General features: G+C 44.7%; 20 protein-coding genes. 12 read left to right on the forward strand and 8 right to left on the reverse strand.

The features are described 5' to 3' along the window. The first annotated feature begins 343 nt into the window (after positions 1-343). Together ACQ4XT_RS07865 and ACQ4XT_RS07870 are read left to right on the forward strand one after the other, a co-directional pair. Entirely contained in the window at positions 344-1,678 is a 1,335-nt protein-coding gene (locus tag ACQ4XT_RS07865) for an efflux RND transporter periplasmic adaptor subunit (RefSeq protein ID WP_446853187.1), read from the forward strand. Further along, positions 1,678-4,755, forward strand: coding sequence for an efflux RND transporter permease subunit (locus ACQ4XT_RS07870; RefSeq protein WP_446853188.1), 3,078 nt, complete (start codon positions 1,678-1,680; stop codon positions 4,753-4,755). The genes ACQ4XT_RS07865 and ACQ4XT_RS07870 overlap by 1 nt, the downstream gene beginning before the upstream one ends. Before the next feature lie 144 nt (positions 4,756-4,899). Here ACQ4XT_RS07870 and ACQ4XT_RS07875 read toward each other — a convergent pair whose 3' ends face one another. Beyond that, a complete protein-coding gene (locus ACQ4XT_RS07875) occupies positions 4,900-5,271 on the reverse strand; it encodes a PilZ domain-containing protein (RefSeq protein ID WP_446853189.1) in 372 nt (123 codons plus the stop codon). 90 nt (positions 5,272-5,361) lie between these two features. Then, entirely contained in the window at positions 5,362-6,084 is a 723-nt protein-coding gene (locus tag ACQ4XT_RS07880; RefSeq protein WP_446853190.1) for a CBS domain-containing protein, read from the reverse strand. Between the two features lie 882 nt (positions 6,085-6,966). On the opposite strand from ACQ4XT_RS07880, the gene ACQ4XT_RS07885 reads away from it, so the two are divergent. Next, positions 6,967-7,296 carry a helix-turn-helix domain-containing protein gene (locus ACQ4XT_RS07885; protein ID WP_089652036.1) on the forward strand — a complete coding sequence of 110 codons (330 nt, stop codon included), beginning with the start codon at positions 6,967-6,969 and terminating at the stop codon, positions 7,294-7,296. A 16-nt stretch (positions 7,297-7,312) separates the two neighbouring features. Here the strand turns inward: ACQ4XT_RS07885 and ACQ4XT_RS07890 are convergent, their stop codons facing one another. Both ACQ4XT_RS07890 and ACQ4XT_RS07895 read right to left on the reverse strand, forming a co-directional pair. Next, a complete protein-coding gene (locus tag ACQ4XT_RS07890; protein WP_446853191.1) occupies positions 7,313-7,846 on the reverse strand; it encodes a phosphatase PAP2 family protein in 534 nt (177 codons plus the stop codon). Positions 7,847-7,896: 50 nt separating this feature from the next. Next, entirely contained in the window at positions 7,897-8,661 is a 765-nt protein-coding gene (locus tag ACQ4XT_RS07895; RefSeq protein WP_446853192.1) for a sugar phosphate isomerase/epimerase family protein, read from the reverse strand. Positions 8,662-8,873: 212 nt separating this feature from the next. On the opposite strand from ACQ4XT_RS07895, the gene ACQ4XT_RS07900 reads away from it, so the two are divergent. Genes ACQ4XT_RS07900 through ACQ4XT_RS07910 form a run of 3 tightly spaced genes read left to right on the forward strand, consistent with a single transcriptional unit; the run spans position 8,874 to position 9,619 of the window. Further along, positions 8,874-9,071 (forward strand): hypothetical protein, encoded by a 198-nt coding sequence (locus ACQ4XT_RS07900; RefSeq protein WP_446853193.1) that lies wholly within the window; start codon positions 8,874-8,876, stop codon positions 9,069-9,071. 36 nt (positions 9,072-9,107) lie between these two features. Then, complete coding sequence (locus tag ACQ4XT_RS07905) at positions 9,108-9,353, forward strand: hypothetical protein (protein ID WP_446853194.1); 246 nt, start codon at positions 9,108-9,110, stop codon at positions 9,351-9,353. Between the two features lie 47 nt (positions 9,354-9,400). Next, complete coding sequence (locus tag ACQ4XT_RS07910) at positions 9,401-9,619, forward strand: hypothetical protein (protein WP_446853195.1); 219 nt, start codon at positions 9,401-9,403, stop codon at positions 9,617-9,619. On the opposite strand, the gene ACQ4XT_RS07915 is transcribed toward ACQ4XT_RS07910, so the two are convergent. From ACQ4XT_RS07915 to ACQ4XT_RS07925, 3 genes are read right to left on the reverse strand one after another with little or no spacing between them, the layout of a single operon-like run. Continuing rightward, positions 9,604-9,894: a hypothetical protein gene (locus ACQ4XT_RS07915; protein ID WP_446853196.1), complete on the reverse strand. Its 291-nt coding sequence runs from the start codon at positions 9,892-9,894 to the stop codon at positions 9,604-9,606. The genes ACQ4XT_RS07910 and ACQ4XT_RS07915 overlap by 16 nt on opposite strands. A gap of 1 nt (position 9,895) precedes the next feature. After that, on the reverse strand, positions 9,896-10,219 hold the full coding sequence (locus ACQ4XT_RS07920; RefSeq protein ID WP_446853197.1) for a hypothetical protein: 324 nt from the start codon (positions 10,217-10,219) through the stop codon (positions 9,896-9,898). Between the two features lie 5 nt (positions 10,220-10,224). Beyond that, positions 10,225-10,422 carry a hypothetical protein gene (locus ACQ4XT_RS07925; RefSeq protein WP_446853198.1) on the reverse strand — a complete coding sequence of 66 codons (198 nt, stop codon included), beginning with the start codon at positions 10,420-10,422 and terminating at the stop codon, positions 10,225-10,227. 43 nt (positions 10,423-10,465) lie between these two features. Here ACQ4XT_RS07925 and ACQ4XT_RS07930 point away from each other — a divergent pair, with 43 nt between their 5' ends. Beyond that, the gene (locus tag ACQ4XT_RS07930; protein ID WP_446853199.1) at positions 10,466-10,882 is read left to right on the forward strand and encodes a hypothetical protein; all 417 of its coding nucleotides are present in this window, start codon (positions 10,466-10,468) and stop codon (positions 10,880-10,882) included. On the opposite strand, the gene ACQ4XT_RS07935 is transcribed toward ACQ4XT_RS07930, so the two are convergent. Next, complete coding sequence (locus ACQ4XT_RS07935; RefSeq protein ID WP_446853200.1) at positions 10,876-11,313, reverse strand: Hsp20/alpha crystallin family protein; 438 nt, start codon at positions 11,311-11,313, stop codon at positions 10,876-10,878. The two genes, ACQ4XT_RS07930 and ACQ4XT_RS07935, sit on opposite strands and share 7 nt — an antisense overlap. A 364-nt stretch (positions 11,314-11,677) precedes the next feature. Between ACQ4XT_RS07935 and ACQ4XT_RS07940 the strand changes: the two genes are divergently transcribed. The 5 genes from ACQ4XT_RS07940 (at position 11,678) to ACQ4XT_RS07960 (ending at position 16,766) form a co-directional block, all read left to right on the forward strand. Next, positions 11,678-12,985, forward strand: coding sequence for an ABC transporter substrate-binding protein (locus ACQ4XT_RS07940; protein ID WP_446853201.1), 1,308 nt, complete (start codon positions 11,678-11,680; stop codon positions 12,983-12,985). Between the two features lie 177 nt (positions 12,986-13,162). Then, complete coding sequence (locus ACQ4XT_RS07945) at positions 13,163-14,023, forward strand: carbohydrate ABC transporter permease (protein ID WP_446853202.1); 861 nt, start codon at positions 13,163-13,165, stop codon at positions 14,021-14,023. Further along, positions 14,023-14,847, forward strand: a complete 825-nt coding sequence (locus ACQ4XT_RS07950) for a carbohydrate ABC transporter permease (protein ID WP_089652023.1) — start codon at positions 14,023-14,025, stop codon at positions 14,845-14,847. Before ACQ4XT_RS07945 ends, ACQ4XT_RS07950 begins: the two co-directional genes overlap by 1 nt. A gap of 79 nt (positions 14,848-14,926) precedes the next feature. Continuing rightward, a complete protein-coding gene (locus tag ACQ4XT_RS07955) occupies positions 14,927-15,994 on the forward strand; it encodes a LacI family DNA-binding transcriptional regulator (protein WP_446853203.1) in 1,068 nt (355 codons plus the stop codon). Between the two features lie 49 nt (positions 15,995-16,043). Then, positions 16,044-16,766 carry a ThuA domain-containing protein gene (locus ACQ4XT_RS07960; RefSeq protein WP_446853204.1) on the forward strand — a complete coding sequence of 241 codons (723 nt, stop codon included), beginning with the start codon at positions 16,044-16,046 and terminating at the stop codon, positions 16,764-16,766. Positions 16,767-16,771: the final 5 nt, after the last annotated feature.

The raw sequence follows: 16,771 nt of genomic DNA on the forward strand, positions 1-16,771 counted from the left end.
AAAGCTGAACCTGATCTAAAAGGTTCAGCTTTTTTTGTGCCCCCTCCTTATCTGAACCAGATTCAGAGTAGAAAGAGTTGGAATATCTGGTCCTGAAAAAGGCCATTCAGGGTTCAGGTAACAGAAAAGATCGCTTCCAAAATAAGTCACAATTTTGTCATTTTCGTAGGAATACTACAAGTTGCATTACAAATCGCTATTTAGTAACATTAATCGTAATTATGACTACTTGGTCAGTGCGTTTGAAAGGGTATCCTCTTGAAGCCGAAGGGGAAAAATAATAAAGGTTATAGATAAAAGTCCGGGAGATTTACGAGAGTCTGATATGGAGAGGAAGTCTTAGATGAAACGGTTGATTTTCATGTTCATGGTGCTCTTCTTTGTAACCGCTTGTAATCAGGAAGAAGCCAATGAAGAAATAGAGGAGCGGATCACGCCGGTCAAAGTGGAGACCGTGAAAAAAGAGGATTTTGTTGTGGAGCGCAAACTGGTGGCCCGTGCGACCGCTGCGGATACTTCACCTGTCCTGCCTGAAACCCCTGGAGAACTGGCGACCTTGAATGTTGCCAAAGGGGACAGAGTAGAAAAAGGAGAAACCGTAGCCGTCGTTCGTCCGGGAGGCAATGTAGATAATCAGGTGGAATTACAGCAAATCTCCCTCCGCCAAGCACAAACGCAGCTTGAAAATGCGCAAGTATCAAAAGAGCAGGCGGCCGAAGGTGTTGAAAATGCGAAGGAGCAGGTCGACCTTGCCAAGCAAGCCTCGCAATCGGAGGCAAGTCAAACGGCTCAGGCAGCGGAAGCAGCGAAGCAGCAATACGAACAGGCCAAGCAATTAGCTGATGAAACGAAAAAATTGGCCCATGAAGGGACTATTCCCGATGCGCTCTATCAACAAGCGAAGAACCGAGCGGATCAAGCGTATGCTCAATACCAGCAGTTAAATGGGCAAAAGCCCCAGTCTTCGTCTGCAGTAGCACAAGCAGAGGCGCAGGTCGATCAAGCGGAACAACAATTGGAGCAGGCCCGAGTAGCCGTTGAGCAGGCGGAGCTTCAGGTAGAGCAAGCCAATCTACAGTTGAACCAAGCTCAGGAGCAAGCCGAGAATGAAGCCATTACTGCTCCTACTTCCGGCGAAGTATCGACATTGAACGCAAGTGAAGGGGATATGGTAAGCAATCAACAGCCACTTGCCACCATCGTCAGCCTGGATCCCATGACGATCACAGCTTCAGTCACTGCCGATCAACTATCCCTTTTTGAAAAAGAAGCGGAGCTGACCGTCGATCTACCTTCCCTGGAAGAACAGGTCACCTCAACCGTCAGTTATGTCTCTTCTGTTCCAGATGATACAGGACTCTATCCAGTCGAAGCTACGGTGAATAATGGGGACGAAAAGATTAAACCAGGGATGATGGCCACTTTCTTACTTCCTGAAAACGTTGTAGAAGATACGCTCATTGTCCCAACAGACAGTCTAGTAGAACAGAATGATGAAACATTCGTCTATCAAGTGGTGGATGAAAAAGCTGTCCAGGTTCTCGTATCAGTTTTAGAATCTCAGACGGACTTCTCAGCGGTGTCCGGAAACCTTACTGAAAATGCGAGGGTCATTACGACAGGACAGCTGACTCTGTCAGACGGGGATCAAGTCACCATCATGGAGGAGGATTCCTGATGAAGCTTGTGAACCTTTCCGTTAAAAGACCTGTCGGAGTTATTATGATTGTTGCTGCCATTCTTGGCCTCGGGTTTGTATCATTAAGAAGTTTAACCATTGATTTGTACCCGGAGATTGATTTACCAATCGCCGTTGTATCGACATCCTATGAAGGAGCAGCACCTCAAGAGGTCGAAAAACTCGTCAGCAGGCCTGTGGAATCTTCCGTCAGCAGTATTGAAGGACTTGAAGTGCTCCAGTCTCAATCACAGGCTGGGGCCTCGCTCGTTCTTATGCAGTTCAATACAGGGGTGAATCTGGACAGTACCCTCTTACAAGTGAGGGAAAACGTCGATCAGGTGACAGGACTTTTACCAGAAGGTGCCTCTGATCCAAGCGTCCTCCGTTTTGACCCGCAACAGCTGCCGATCATGACGGTCGGCTTGTCCGGAGATACGCCGGATGAGCTCCAGAAAATAGCAGAAAACCGGCTGGTTCCTTTTCTTGAACGGCAGGAAGGAGTCGCCTCGGTCAGTATAGAAGGCGGACAGACAAAAGAAGTGCAAGTCCTCGTCGATCGCGCTCAGATGGCTACATACGGATTGGATTCTCAAACGTTGATCCAGGCCCTTAATGCAGCCAACCAGTCAGCTTCAGCAGGAACCATCGAGAAAGGACAGAAGGATCTGCAAATCCGGATCGATGGGGAATTCAGCTCTGTGGAAGATGTGAGAGATACTAGGATTCAATCTCCTACAGGAGCGCAGGTGACGCTTGGTCAAATTGCTGAAGTGAACGAAACGCTTACCAATTCCAACACCATCAGCAAGGTGAACGGTTCGTCTTCTGTCGTACTTTCCATCTTGAAGAAGACGGATGCGAACACCGTTGAAACCGCCGATAACGTGCGGGAGGCGATGGATGAGCTGGAAGCCGATCTCCCCGAAGGTGTCGGCACAAGTATTGTTTTAGATACATCAGAGTTTATTAAAATATCAATCAACAGCGTCGTCTTGAACATCATTCTCGGCGGTATATTTTCCGTCTTGATCCTGCTTCTGTTTTTGAAAAGTGTACGCGCGACGCTCGTCATCGGGTTGTCGATACCGATTGCCATCATATCGACATTTACTTTAATGTATTTCACCGGTGAAACATTGAACGTCCTTACGATGGGTGGACTTGCTCTCGGGATTGGGATGATGGTCGACAGTTCCATCGTCATTCTGGAAAACATCGTCAGCTACCGCCAGCGGGGGTATTCGATGGTCGAAGCGGCTAAACAGGGGGCTTCGGAGCTTGCCCCAGCAGTTGTAGCCTCTGCGACAACGACACTCGTCGTTTTTCTACCGATCATATTCGTAGAAGGCATCGCATCTGAATTGTTCACACCGCTTGCGTTGACGATCATGTTCGCGCTCATTGCTTCCTTAGCGGTTTCTGTCACTTTAATTCCGATGCTGTCTTCGAAATTGTTAACAAAATCCTTGAAAGAAGAAGGACGCAGGTACTGGTTTAACCGCTTTTTAGATAAAGTGAATGATGGCTACCGCTCGATGTTAAGGTGGGTATTGAAATTCAGGAAGACAACCATCGCCATTACCTTCGCCCTCATTGCGGGGAGTGTAGCTCTCATTCCTTTAATTGGAACAGAGTTCATCCCCCCTTCCGATCAAGGACAGGTGGAAGTTCGAGTGAACATGCCTGAAGGGACTTCGATTGAGGAAACGGAAGCTCTCACAGAAGAAATTGATGCCGAGATTGAAAACTATAGCGAAATCATAGATGTCAGCTACCTTTCCATTGGTGGAGGTTCAATGGGAAGCATAGGAAACGGATCGTCTGACTTTGCTTCCTATACCATTCAGCTTGTCGAACCTTCGCAGCGGGAAAAAACGACTCAAACTGTCATGGAGGAATTGAGTGATTCCCTCTCGGGCATTCCAGGTGCTGAAATAGAAGTGAGTGAGTTGGATGCAGGTCTCGGAACGGGCGCACCATTGCAAGTACAAATCAATGGTGGAGAATATGAAGTTTTGGACGAGCTTGCCGGCCAAGTCGCTTACTTGATGAATGAGATCGATGGGGTGCAGAATGCTACATCATCGACGGATGAAGGACGTCCTGAAATGCAGATTGAAGTGGATCAGGATAAAGCATCGCAATACGGCCTGACAGAGCAACAAGTCATCAGCCAGGTACAGCTCGGCTTTAATGGTCAAATTGCGACGCGTTACCGGAATGGAACAGATGAAATTGATGTACGCTTTATTCTTCCGGAAGACGAGCGTCAGACGATTGCAGATCTAGAAGGCATGTCGGTCCAGGCACCGAATGGCACCCTTATTCCACTCGCTACTATTGCGGAGTTGAACCAAGTTCAGGGACCCGTGTCTCTGCTCCGTCAAAATCAACAGCCGCAAGTAAATGTGGAAGCGGAGATATCCGATATTGATTTGGGGACGGCAACAGAAGAAGTGCGGGCAGAGCTCGAGCGTCTGAATTTTCCTGACGGCTACTCCTACACCATAGGTGGACAGGCGCAGGATATGCAGGAGGCTTTTGGTGACTTGTCACTTGCCTTGATCTTCTCCATTTTCCTTGTCTATGCCGTTATGGCGATTCAATTTGAGAACTTCTTGTTCCCATTTATCATCATGTTCTCGTTACCGGCAACCATTATCGGTATCTCAGGCGGTTTATTTGTAACCGGTCTGCCATTCAGCTTGCCGGCCTTTGTTGGGATCATTATGTTGGCGGGGATCGTGGTGAATAATGCCATTGTGTTGGTCGATTACATCAACATTCTTAGACGAAAATCGTACGATCGTTATGAAGCCATTTTAGAGGCAGGACCTAACCGTCTTCGTCCCATCCTGATGACTACCCTGACGACAGTACTCGGCATGGTCCCATTAGCGATTGGAATTGGACGAGGTGCTGAAGCGCAGCAACCTCTGGCGGTCACCATCATCTTCGGTCTGACCGTATCGAGCTTTTTCACGCTTGTACTCATCCCTGTCGTCTACACCTACTTTGACGACCTATCCAACAAAATCACAGGCTTCTTCCGTAAAAGAGCCCAAAAAGAATAACTTACATTTTTTGGTGTACCAGGTCATCCAAATATTGGATGACCTGGTACACCATTATTTTACAAAAAACTTAATGCCAGTCGCCCGAACCATGACACCCGGAACTGGAAACTGAATTGGTGCGGAAAACTAAAAAAGCCTCCATTAAGGAGACTTCGTTTCCATTGGATCACTTTGAACAGACTCCAGGGAACCCCCGAGGCTTTCAATGATCTCTTTTAATTGATCTGGAAATTCAAAGACGTGTACACCGCACGTCATCTGCTGCTCTTCCGTTTTCATCCAAATGAGTCGTCCCTCAGCTGTAAAAGTCTTATTTTCATAAATGAAGGTGAGAAACAACTCATCTTTCATAGACAATCCAGGTTGTGAATTACAGGAAAAGCGTAATCCGTTCATACTGATGTCTTTCACTTCCATAGGACCTGACACATGGCTGCTGAACTTCTTGTTGAAAAAACCTGGGAGAGGTGTTTGGAATGGGTACCGGAAGGGTTCATGTCTGCGATCATTCATGCTTACATCCCTCTTCCTTAACTAGGATGGTTTAATCATATCTTCTCAAACGTGAACGTTCAATCATTTAGCCTTTGAACTTCGAAAGAATTAATCGTCCTCACTTTCACGTCTGTCCACTTTAATCAAATCCCATGTAGTCACAATTCCCATCGGCAAGTCATCGGGACTTCCCGTTTCAGTCAAAATGACGGCTTTCAGTTTCCGATTTTCATTTAAACTTCTCTCAAAACGTTCTTCTAAGTCAAATACAGTAGCACCCGCTTTTAAAAATTCTACACTACGATCCTTTTCAACGGGGAGGACGTCGACAGCGCAAATATTTTCGAGGACGATCCGTTCATTTGTATGATTTTGAGATAACCAGCGGACGATGCCATCATTGGTAAGTAACCCTGAGAAAGCACGGTCTTTTGTATAGATCGGGAATTGAGAGATCCCGTGCTGGTCGAAAGCCTCCATAACATGACTGAGCGCTGTATCTTCTTTGAAAAAGAGGACAGGACGAGTGGCGAATTCCAGGGCTTGTGGCGGTTGGTCAAGCGTTCGTTTAATCCGTTTCAATGCCCTTACAACATCTTCATGAGGGGTGGCGATAAAATAATCTCCACTGATCCGTTCGTGTACGATGGCATTTCTGAGTTTTGCATACTGCTTTAACTGATCAAAATGGATACGGATGACGCTATGCTTCAGTTTGGATCGCTGAAGAAGCTCCACGAAATTATCATTTTTCGGAAAGCCGTTCAGTTCTTTTAAATGTTGATGGATCTGGTTGAATGTAATTTCAAACTGCTCCACAATGTCATTCATCTTGGTCACCTTTTCCTAAGAAATCTCACTCGTTTTTACAGTTAGTGTGTGAATCCTACACAAAACTGATTCATCGTAAACTCAATTAGATATGGAATTTAATAAAGAAGGTTTATTGAAGGATAGCTCCCGATAGTGAAAGACTCAGTTTCTAGGTGCTTGGAGGCTTCGTTTGCCATAATGAGAGTCAGGGGGTGGTTGGGAAGCTACTCGCTTTCCTGTGGGGGAGCGCCGAGCTTCCTCGGACTGCGTCCTGCGGGATCTCGCCTATCTCCTTCTCCCACGGGAGTCTCGCAGCTTCCCAACCACCCCATTCGATGTATGAGTGAAACGAATCCCTGTACCAGGTTTGGCAGGTCTTCCACTATCCTGTTGTGATTAGTATAAAATGCTCTAGAACAAACTTTTCGCGTGCAAAATAGCGTCCTTAGAAGTGTTCTTTCCGTTCGAATTACAACGTGAAATAAGAAGCATAGTGGCTTTGAGATACTTATATGGCAAAGGGGCGGAGGGGAAGGGCGAGACTCCTGCGGGAAAAAAGTGCAGGGTGAGACCCCACAGGACGAAGTCCGAGGAGGCTCACCGCGCTCCCGCGGAAAGCGAGCTATTCCCCGCAGCCCCACCCACTCAATAAAAGTCTCGAAACTGAGTCTTCCACAATCCTGCCATATACTTGAACAAAAGCTAAAAAAACGTTCGTTAAAGTAAAACTTTCACTAAATAATTTGTATGATTGTACGATAATAAAAGATAGGGAATACGAAGTATACACATTGTAGAAACGAAACCATACATAGGACTCCGTATTGATTTTTCGTGCTTTAAATAGAACGGTTGTTCAATGTGTGCTATACTCATACCAACAGGAAAGAAGGTGAGATCATGATCGGTGAGCGCATTCAAAAAATTCGTAAAGACCGACATATGTCGCTATCTGAATTAGCCGAAAGGGCGGGCGTCGCGAAATCTTACTTGAGTTCGATTGAGCGAAATATCCAGACCAACCCATCCATTCAGTTCTTGACTAAAATATCTCAGGAACTAGACGTTTCGATCAACTTTTTACTCCACGGAGAAAATGAACCTCAGGATGAAACGTTGGACAAGGATTGGATGAATTTGGTTCAAGAAGCGATGAATTCAGGGATCTCTAAAGAACAATTCCGTGAGTATCTGGAGTTTAATAAATGGAGAATCCACCAGAATAAATAAAAGCCTGACTCTTTTTTTAAGAGGTCAGGCTTTTCTCTTTTTCCAATGATAAATGCTGCATGGTGTTGGATAATTTATAGATGGTGATGAAAAGGAACCCACCTAAACCAGCCCCGATCAGCACATCTGAAACATAATGATGACCAAGATATACTCGTGAAACAAGGATAATCAATCCAGGGAGAATTCCGATCCATCTAAATCTACTTCCGATCCTCCACACCAAGGTGATAAAAATGCCGACAAATAATGCCTGCTCACTTGGAAAAGAAGCAGTTGCTTCTTTTTCGATCAGTGGGGTGACTTCTTCAAGGGCTACGAAAGGTCTTTCCCTCGGTGCGATCCAGCGAACGGCCCTGCTAATGAATAATCCCATCACAGATGCCGCCATGACTGTAATTCCGAGCTTTCGTGTCTTTTTAGACAAAACCAACAAGAAGAATAAAGCAATCATTGCTTTGTATCCCCATGATGAAAAGAAGACCATGAGGTTATCCACCCATTCGGCTTCAGAAAAATCATACATCCATAATACAAGTGCGTTGTCCATTTGTGTCTCCTTGCATAAAGAAGGAGCGTGAAGAAATCACGCCCTTCCGTTTATTTATTCAGTTGAGGAAACTTCTCTTTTAAGTAATTCATACTGATCTCCAAGCTTTCTAAAGGGGTGCGTCTGCTTTCATCCTGCTCGACGATCCAATACTTTACTCCGGCTTTCTCTCCAAGAACAAACACCGTATCCAAATCAACGCCGCCTGTCCCGAGCTCCGCGAAGTATTGTTCTTCATCAAGAGTCATGTCCTTCAAATGAATTAATGGCGTACGTCCCTGGTAGCGGTCAATCCATGCAGAAGGTTGGTCGCCTGCCTTTTGAAGCCAGTAGATATCAAACTCCGCCTGGACTTGGTTCTCATCCGTTTCCTCAAGGATCGCGTCCAGTGGCTTTCTTCCGTCCGGCAGCGGATCCAGTTCGAAGTCATGATTATGATAGCACAAAGTAAGCCCATGTTGACGGCATTCTTCACCGATTTTTTTCAAATCCTCAATTAAATTCATATAATCCGATTCGCTTCGTTCCTCGATGTAAGGACAAACGACATACTCGCTTCCAATCGTTTTTTGATCCTCGATGACCTGTGGGAGATTGTTCTTCAGTTCATCCAAAGGCACGTGGCTGGAAGCGGCTTTAAGGCCTAGTTCGTCTAATAAACGTTTCACTTCGGAAGCTGTTAGATCACCAAAACCGGCAAACTCCACGGCCTCAAAGCCTAAATCGGCTACTTTTCTCAGCGTGCCGGCGAAGTCTTGCGCTGTTTCATTTCGTAAAGTATAAAGCTGTACTGCGATAGGTATAGGTGTATTCATATCGATCCCTTTCCTTTCATCTTCATTTTCTACGCCTCTTATCAAAATTAGATTTCCATTGTCGAATTCCCTTCCGAAAATGAAAAATAACCCACAGAAAGTAGAAATATGTCAATCAAAGGGTGAGGAAAAGTGCCATTTTGCTGATTTTGCAAGTGCTTAGGTACCGCGTAAGATAACGCTATAACCAAACAATTAAAGGTGGGATACGAATGAATTGGAAAGAGACGATGCAGGAAATGAATGACGTTCACAGCGTTTGCTGGATGTGTAAAAAAGAGCTTCGTGAATTTGAAGTGTGTACGGTTACAGATGGATCGACCCTTGAGATTGATTTGTGCTTTGAGTGCTACGGGAAGTATGGAGGAGAAGTAGGTTTGTCCGAAAAAGACACATTCCAAATGTTCTAGAATAGAATATCAGAAGAAAAGGTGAGGTGAATAGGAATGCCCGTATCCGTCGTCTTCAATCAAATTGCTGTCAACTCGATTACTGAGAATGGAATCATATCTACAGGGCAGAACAATCAGCCTGATTGGTCCTGGCAAGGAAAGAACAATAATGCTGCAGGAATTCCCGTCGGTTTTTTCATTGCGACCAACAATGTGAACACCATTATTGATAATGATGTCACTGATACACCGATCGTTAACCCTACTGTCAATAATCCTCAACCAAACGTCCAGGTATAGGGGGGATTAGAATCGATATTCGGTTTGATTCCATCTATGTTAACCATATGACGAATAACTCGGGCATATTTGTTGGTCCGAATACCCAAACCCATTGGGAAACGCAGGAAAAGCAGAATGCTGCTCTTGGTACAGTCGTAGGGGATGGGAACATCATTTCTTATAATGTCAATGTGATTCATGATAATGATGAAATCGATATGCCGATTACGAAAATGGCACGTCCTTCAAAAAAGGAGAATGGAGCCGATCATTCGACAGGATGATCCTCCATTTTCTTTTCCATTAGTTTTTGCACCCATTCTGGAATTTCCTGGTCGTTATCCTGTGACATCAGGTCAAGGATAGCAGAATCACTTAAAATAGAACGTAATCCTTCGAGAGTATTGCCATCGCCAAATACGTTTCCGAATCCCTGGTTATGCTTTTGGTGACTCTCAAAACCTGTCGGGATATTGTTTCCCATGTTTAGACAAGAAGCGTTTTCAATGGTTCCAATCCTTATGTTTCCTATGAAAAAGTAAGGAGATAAACCGGCCATATCAGGAATCCTCCTTTGATTTGAAGTTGAACTTTAAACCATTGTCTGTTCGGCTCAATTCTGGACGGGAAGAATGTTTCGGTTTGACATTCACACCGAAATTGTTCCCCATGTTCAGGGCCCCGCTCAATTCATCGATATCTAAATGATCCAACTGGAACGTCAGCTGCTCAAGGTTGGGATCATGGATATCCACTTGGTCAAAATGAATATGGTATTCCACATGCTTCCCCTGCATCCCCTGGATCACTTGTTTCAATTCATGTATTTCTTTGACAAGATCATCGATATCCGCTCGCTTTTGACGACGTTTTTTAAAGAACATGACGTCTACACTCTTTGAGAAGGCCGTTTGATGACTAAATGTTTATTATGTTGGAGGGTGTTTTTATGACCAATGATTCTTCCGTTTCCTTCCCAACTCTGTTGTACAGCTTTAAAACCCGACTGGAGGTTTGTTCCTGAAAAAATCCCCGATGTGGCACTGATTTGGTCAACGGACAAATTCTTAAATTGAATCTGACTCATATCATCACCTCCTATGACTAATGTATGAAAGGAAAAGATAAGCATGAAAGACATTATGAATTGGTTCAATCCTTTGGGAAAAGACAGCTCATTTCTCCCTGATGATCTAATGGATATGGGGAAAATGAATGATTTCGTACAAAAGTCGATCCAGGATGCTCTGACACCAAAAGATCAACAGAAACCAAAACAATCGCACAGTGATTTTAAAGTGATGGAGCTGATGAAGGAAGTTGTTGTCATCATCCCCGTTCCTTACGAAGTGGATGTAGAAGGGATCAGGTTAAGTGTTGGAAGCGGGAAGCTTTTCGTAAGCGGCATATGGGCTGAAAGGATGGAGATTGCGCTTCCGGCACAGACGAGCAGAAGAAACGGGTATGCACAGTACCATGACGGGGCCATTGAAGTTCGTTTACAAAAAAAGAGCTCCGATGAAAAAGAGATCTTTCTGCATTATTGAGGGTCCTCTAGTTCAATGGGAATATCCCTGTTTTTCTGACGTTTGAAAATGGTGACCGTCAATAGACCATCTTTGTAGGCAGTCACGATATCTTCCGCAGTAAAGTGGAAGGGGACAGGGATCACACGTTTGAAGCTTCCTTTCAATCGTTCGTTATGGATTAGGTCTTCTTCTGCTACGGGGTAATGGGGAGTAATCTCTCCTCTGATAATCATCGAAGTGCCCTCCTGGGTCAGATAGACGGGATCGCTCTTTGTTAATCCTGGCAGTTCAATGACAAGGACAGCCTGATCTTCCGTTTCGAAAAAGTCGTAAGAAGGACCGCGCTTCGGAATCACATGATGCATGTCGTTCCAGAAATCCTCTCCTAACACCTTCTCCACATTTTCTGAAAAAGCCTCCCAGTTGATCGGGCCATTTTTTTTCTTCATTTCTTTCACCTCACTCTTACAAAGTATGTAGATACGGGGATGTTCATGACACGACACATAAAGGCGGGAATAATCGAATCTATGTAAACGCTGTCTATTTGGAGAATTATTTGAAAAATGCTGTTGTATTTGTATGACCCCCGTGTTATGATTTACTCAACTTCATTAATCAATGAATTTTGTGCAAACGTATTCACATCTTAATCAATAGGACTTTTTATACTCATTGTGGACAAGCTGATGAGTTTTTTAACTACCATTTGCGCAAACGTATGCGCGGAGGGTTTCACAAGTTAAAAAACTCTTTTCTTAGATGTGGTTTGTAAGCGGATTCAAAGATTAATAAAAAATAGGGGTGGATGAGATGAAAAGAAACAAATTTTACTCTGGGATTGCGACAGCATTGTTGGCGTCCACTGTAGCTCTTACCGGTTGTTCCTTTGGTTCAGACGACAGCAGCAGTTCAGATGACAATGCTTCAGGCGATGCCGTTACCGTCGATGTCTTTCAGTTTAAAGTAGAGTTCAAGGACCAGTTTGAAGAGCTTGTCTCCATGTACGAAGAAGAAAACCCGGACGTGAACATCAACGTTAAAACCGTTGGTGGAGGAAACGACTACGGAGCTTCCTTGAAGACATCTTTCTCTTCTGGAGAAGAGCCTGACATCTTCAACGTCGGTGGACCGACAGATGTCGATGAATATGAAAAATACTTAGCGGACCTTTCCGATACAGATGCAGCAAATGCTGCTCTTGAAGGCACACTATCCGGCGTATCTCGTAACGATCAAGTGTTGGGTCTTCCTTTCAACCAGGAAGGATATGGACTTCTTTACAACAAGAAAGTTTTTGAAGAAGCAGGAATCAATGCTGAAGAAATCACAACATTTGAAGCTCTAGAAGAAGCTGTTCAAACGTTGGAGGATCAAAAAGGTGAGCTTGGAATCGATGCACCATTTGCCTTCCCGGCTAAAGAGAAATGGGTCATCGGTAACCACTTAGCCAATGCGTATATTGCAGATGAATTCAACAATGACATCATGGAAGCTTATGAAGCGGACACGATTGAATTCCAAATGGGTGACCAGATGAAGCGTTTCGTCGACCTTCAAAATGAGTACTCTGTGCAGCCGACACTCAGCCTAGACTACTCTCAACAGGTTGAAGAAAACTTCTCTCTAGGAAAAGTTGCGATGATTCAGCAGGGAAACTGGGTGTATAACACAGTTGAATCCATGGATCCTGAATTTGCTGAGAATAACGTCGGACTTCTTCCAATCCCTGTAGAGGGTTATGAAGGAAGCATTCCTGTTGGAGTACCAAACTACTGGGTTGTGAACAAAGAGTCTGAAGAGGAAGTCGTACAAGCTAGTAAAGATTTCTTGGATTGGATGTACACGTCTGATCAAGGTAAGAAATTCGTAACGGAAGAATTCAAGTTCATTCCTGCGTACGAAGGGTATGAAGATCAGGAAATTGCAGATCCGATTTCTCAGGAAATCTATGAGTATGCAAACGAAGGCAACACACTTGGATGGGTCTTCCTGGGAGCTCCTACCGGTTGGACTGAAGACGCATTCGGAGTAGCTGTACAAGAATACCTTGCTGGAGACATCAGCTGGGAAGAAGTAGAACAAAGAGCAACAAAAGCTTGGGAAGATGCTCGTCAATAAGCAGTAGAATTGGAACCAGTAAGGGCTTGCTGCCCTTACTGGTACTATAAAAGATCCCCTCTATTAGGATATTTAAATAGGTAAGTATGTTAATAGATGGGATGTTTTATCCAATCATATGAAATCGATATCATAACGCGCGGTTCGCACCGCTTAAAGTATTGGAGGAGTAAATACATGCAGAATCGAAGTTTATCTTTCTGGTTGTTCCTGACGCCGGTAATCATGGGTCTTGGTATAGTCGTCGTCATTCCATTCTTATATGGTCTCTTCTATTCCTTCACGGATTGGAACGGGATTACAGCAAATGCATTCATAGGTTTTGAGAATTACATCAACCTTTTCCAGGAAAGTGAATTCATGGATTCGATTTGGTTTACGGTTAAATTTGCCGTGGTAACCGTCATCCTTTTGAACGTCATGGGACTTGGGCTGGCTCTTCTTGTTACTCGTAACATCAAGTCAGGCAACCTGCTGCGTACCGTATTCTTTATGCCGAACTTGATCGGTGGTCTGATTTTAGGATTTATCTGGCAGTTTATTTTCATCAGCGTATTTGGGGATATTGCCGGTCTTACTGGAATCGAAGGATTGAACGGCTGGCTGTCTACGACGAACACAGGTTTCTGGGGCCTCGTCATCCTGACCGCGTGGCAGATGGCTGGATATATCATGATTATTTACATTGCTTACCTTGAAAACATTCCAAAAGAATTGATTGAAGCAGCGAAAATTGACGGAGCAAGCAGCTTCCAACGCTTCAAAAACATCACGTTCCCGCTCGTTGCACCGGCATTCACGGTCAGTATGTTTTTGACGCTTTCCATGGCTTTCAAGATCTATGATCAGAACTTGTCCCTGACAAACGGCGGACCATTCAACTCGACGCAGATGGTAGCGATGGAAATTGTACGTACCGCGTTCTCTGATAATCAAATGGCTTACGCTCAGGCCAAAGCTGTTATCTTCTTCTTGATCGTTGCTGTCATAGCATTGACGCAAGTGTATTACAACAAGAAACGGGAGGTTGAGATGTAATGAAAAAGAATAAAGAAAAACGGAATTTAATTTCCATTGAAATTCTCGGCCTTCTGCTTGGTCTCATCTGGATTGCGCCTTTCTATTTGATGATTGTCAATGCATTCAAAACAAAGCGGGATATCTTTTCTGGCGTTCTTGGATTCCCTGAAGAAGTTGTATTCTCAAACTTTGTAGAAGCATTCATTGATTTGGCCTTCTTGAAATCACTTTTCAACTCGGTCCTGATTACAGGTTTGAGTATCGCCATCATCATCCTGTTCTCTTCCATGGCGGGATATGCATTAGCCAGGAACAAAAGTAAACTCAGCGGCATCATCTTCTTCATCTTTGTTGCTGCGATGTTGATTCCATTCCAGTCGGTTATGATTCCGCTCGTCTCTATTTTCGGGCAGGCAGACATGTTGAACGCTGGTGGATTGATCTTCATGTACCTTGGTTTCGGCTGTAGTTTGTCCATCTTCCTTTATCACGGTGCGATGACAGGGATTTCTAAGTCCATGGACGAAGCGGCCATCATCGATGGAGCGAACCGTTTCCAAACGTTCTGGTACATCATTTTCCCTTTGTTGAAGCCGATTTCCGTAACCGTAGCGATCTTGAACGTCATTTGGATCTGGAACGATTATCTATTGCCTTCCCTTGTGTTGAGTGAATCCAATGCGACAATTCCATTGAAGATGTTCTACTTCTTCGGTCAATACACGAAACAATGGCACCTGGCACTTGCTGGTCTGACGATCGCAATCCTGCCGGTCATCGTCGGCTACTTCTTCGCCCAAAAACAAATCATCAATGGCGTATCCGAAGGTGCTGTCAAATAAGGTTTTCATACCTTCTAAAAGAGGGATGAGTGATCGGTCATTCCGATCCATGGAATGGGTTTGAATTAAAAAATGAAAGATGAAGAGAGGAAAGGAGGCGATGGGCGTGTCTGTCACGATTAAAGATGTGGCGAGAGTTGCGAATGTCGCTCCTTCTACGGTGTCCAGAGTCATATCCGATAGTCCGCGGATCAGCGAACGGACGAAGCGGAAAGTGAGAAAAGTGATGGAGGAACTGGGGTATCACATCAATTACAACGGCCGTGTCCTCGTTAGTCAGTCGACGCAGACCATCGGCATTGTAACCAAAGTTTCTACCGTCCACTCTTTCGATAACCCCTTTTTCTCAGAATTGTTGAGAGGAATCAGTGATGCCTGTCATGAAGAGGATTACAGCATTTATTTGACGACAGGCAACACGGAAGAAGCGATTTTTAAAGAAGTTGTCAAAATGGTGCAGGGCAAGCGCGTCGATGGTGTCATCGTCTTGTACTCCCGTGAAGATGATCAGGTCGTCCCATACTTGCGGGATTGCAATTTTCCTTTCGTGATGGTCGGTAAACCTGTGAATCGGGCAGGTGAAACGATGTTTGTAGATAATGACAACATCCTCGCAAGTAAAGAAGTGACGGACCATTTGATTCAACTGGGTCATGAGAGGATCGGCTTTATCGGAGGCGACTACCATTTTGAAGTAGCCCGGGACCGTTTAGAAGGATTTCGACAAGCTTTGGCGAATGGTCATTTAGAGGAAGACAAGAATTTACAAAAAAATATCCAATCGGGACTGGCGGATGCCGATCAAGTGGTAGAGGAACTGCTGCAGGAAAAGGATCCACCAACGGGCCTTGTCATCACCGATGATTATAATGCTTTGACAGTTATGAGAGCTTTGACCTCTAAAGGTTTGAAGCTGCCGGAGGATATGAGCATCGTCGGCTTCAACAACACGATGATTGCCCGTTTATCAAATCCCGCACTAACTACAGTAGATACACAGTCGTTTCAATTGGGCCATGAATCAGCCAGAAGCTTGATCGATTTATTGAACCGGCCGGACATGATCAAAAAAAGTGTGATCATCCCGACGGTCATCGTCGAACGAGATTCCTGTCACCCCAGGGAAGCGATCAAACAAACAGATTAATTTTTTCACAGAAAGAAAGCGCTTATTTTTATAGAAAAGGGGAATGAACATGAACGTACTAGTATGGAATGAAAACCGTCACGAGAAAGAGAACCAGGTCGTTGCTGATATTTATCCGGAGGGCATTCATAGTTCGATCGCGGATTTCCTTGGGGAAGACCATGAAAATGTAAAAACAGCGACATTGGATGAGGAAGAACATGGTTTGACAGATGAAGTGCTTGCAGAAACAGATGTACTCGTTTGGTGGGGACACAAAGCCCATGATGAAGTGCAGGATGAAATTGCGGAAAAAGTTAAGCAGCGCGTACTCGAAGGCATGGGACTTGTCGTTCTTCACTCCGCGCATTTTTCCAAGCCGTTCAAAAAATTGATGGGTACCTCCTGTGACTTGAAGTGGCGCGAGGCAGATGAGAAAGAACGCATCTGGGTCGTTGATCCAAGCCATCCGATCACCGAAGGCATCGGCGAGTTCATCGAAATTGAAAAAGAAGAAATGTACGGCGAACATTTTGATATCCCGACACCTGAAGAATTGATTTTCGTCAGCTGGTTTGAAGGTGGAGAAGTGTTCCGTAGTGGGGCCACTTTCCGTCGTGGAAGAGGGAAGGTCTTTTATTTCCGTCCGGGACATGAAACGTATCCGACCTATTACAACAAAGAAGTACAAACCGTCATCCGTAATGGTGTGAAATGGGCGAAGAACACAGAAACGCCGACACCTGTTTACGGAAATGCTCAACCTTTAGAAGAAATTTCAACTAAATCATAAAGGAG

This window comes from Halobacillus sp. 12SKB (assembly GCF_052941655.1).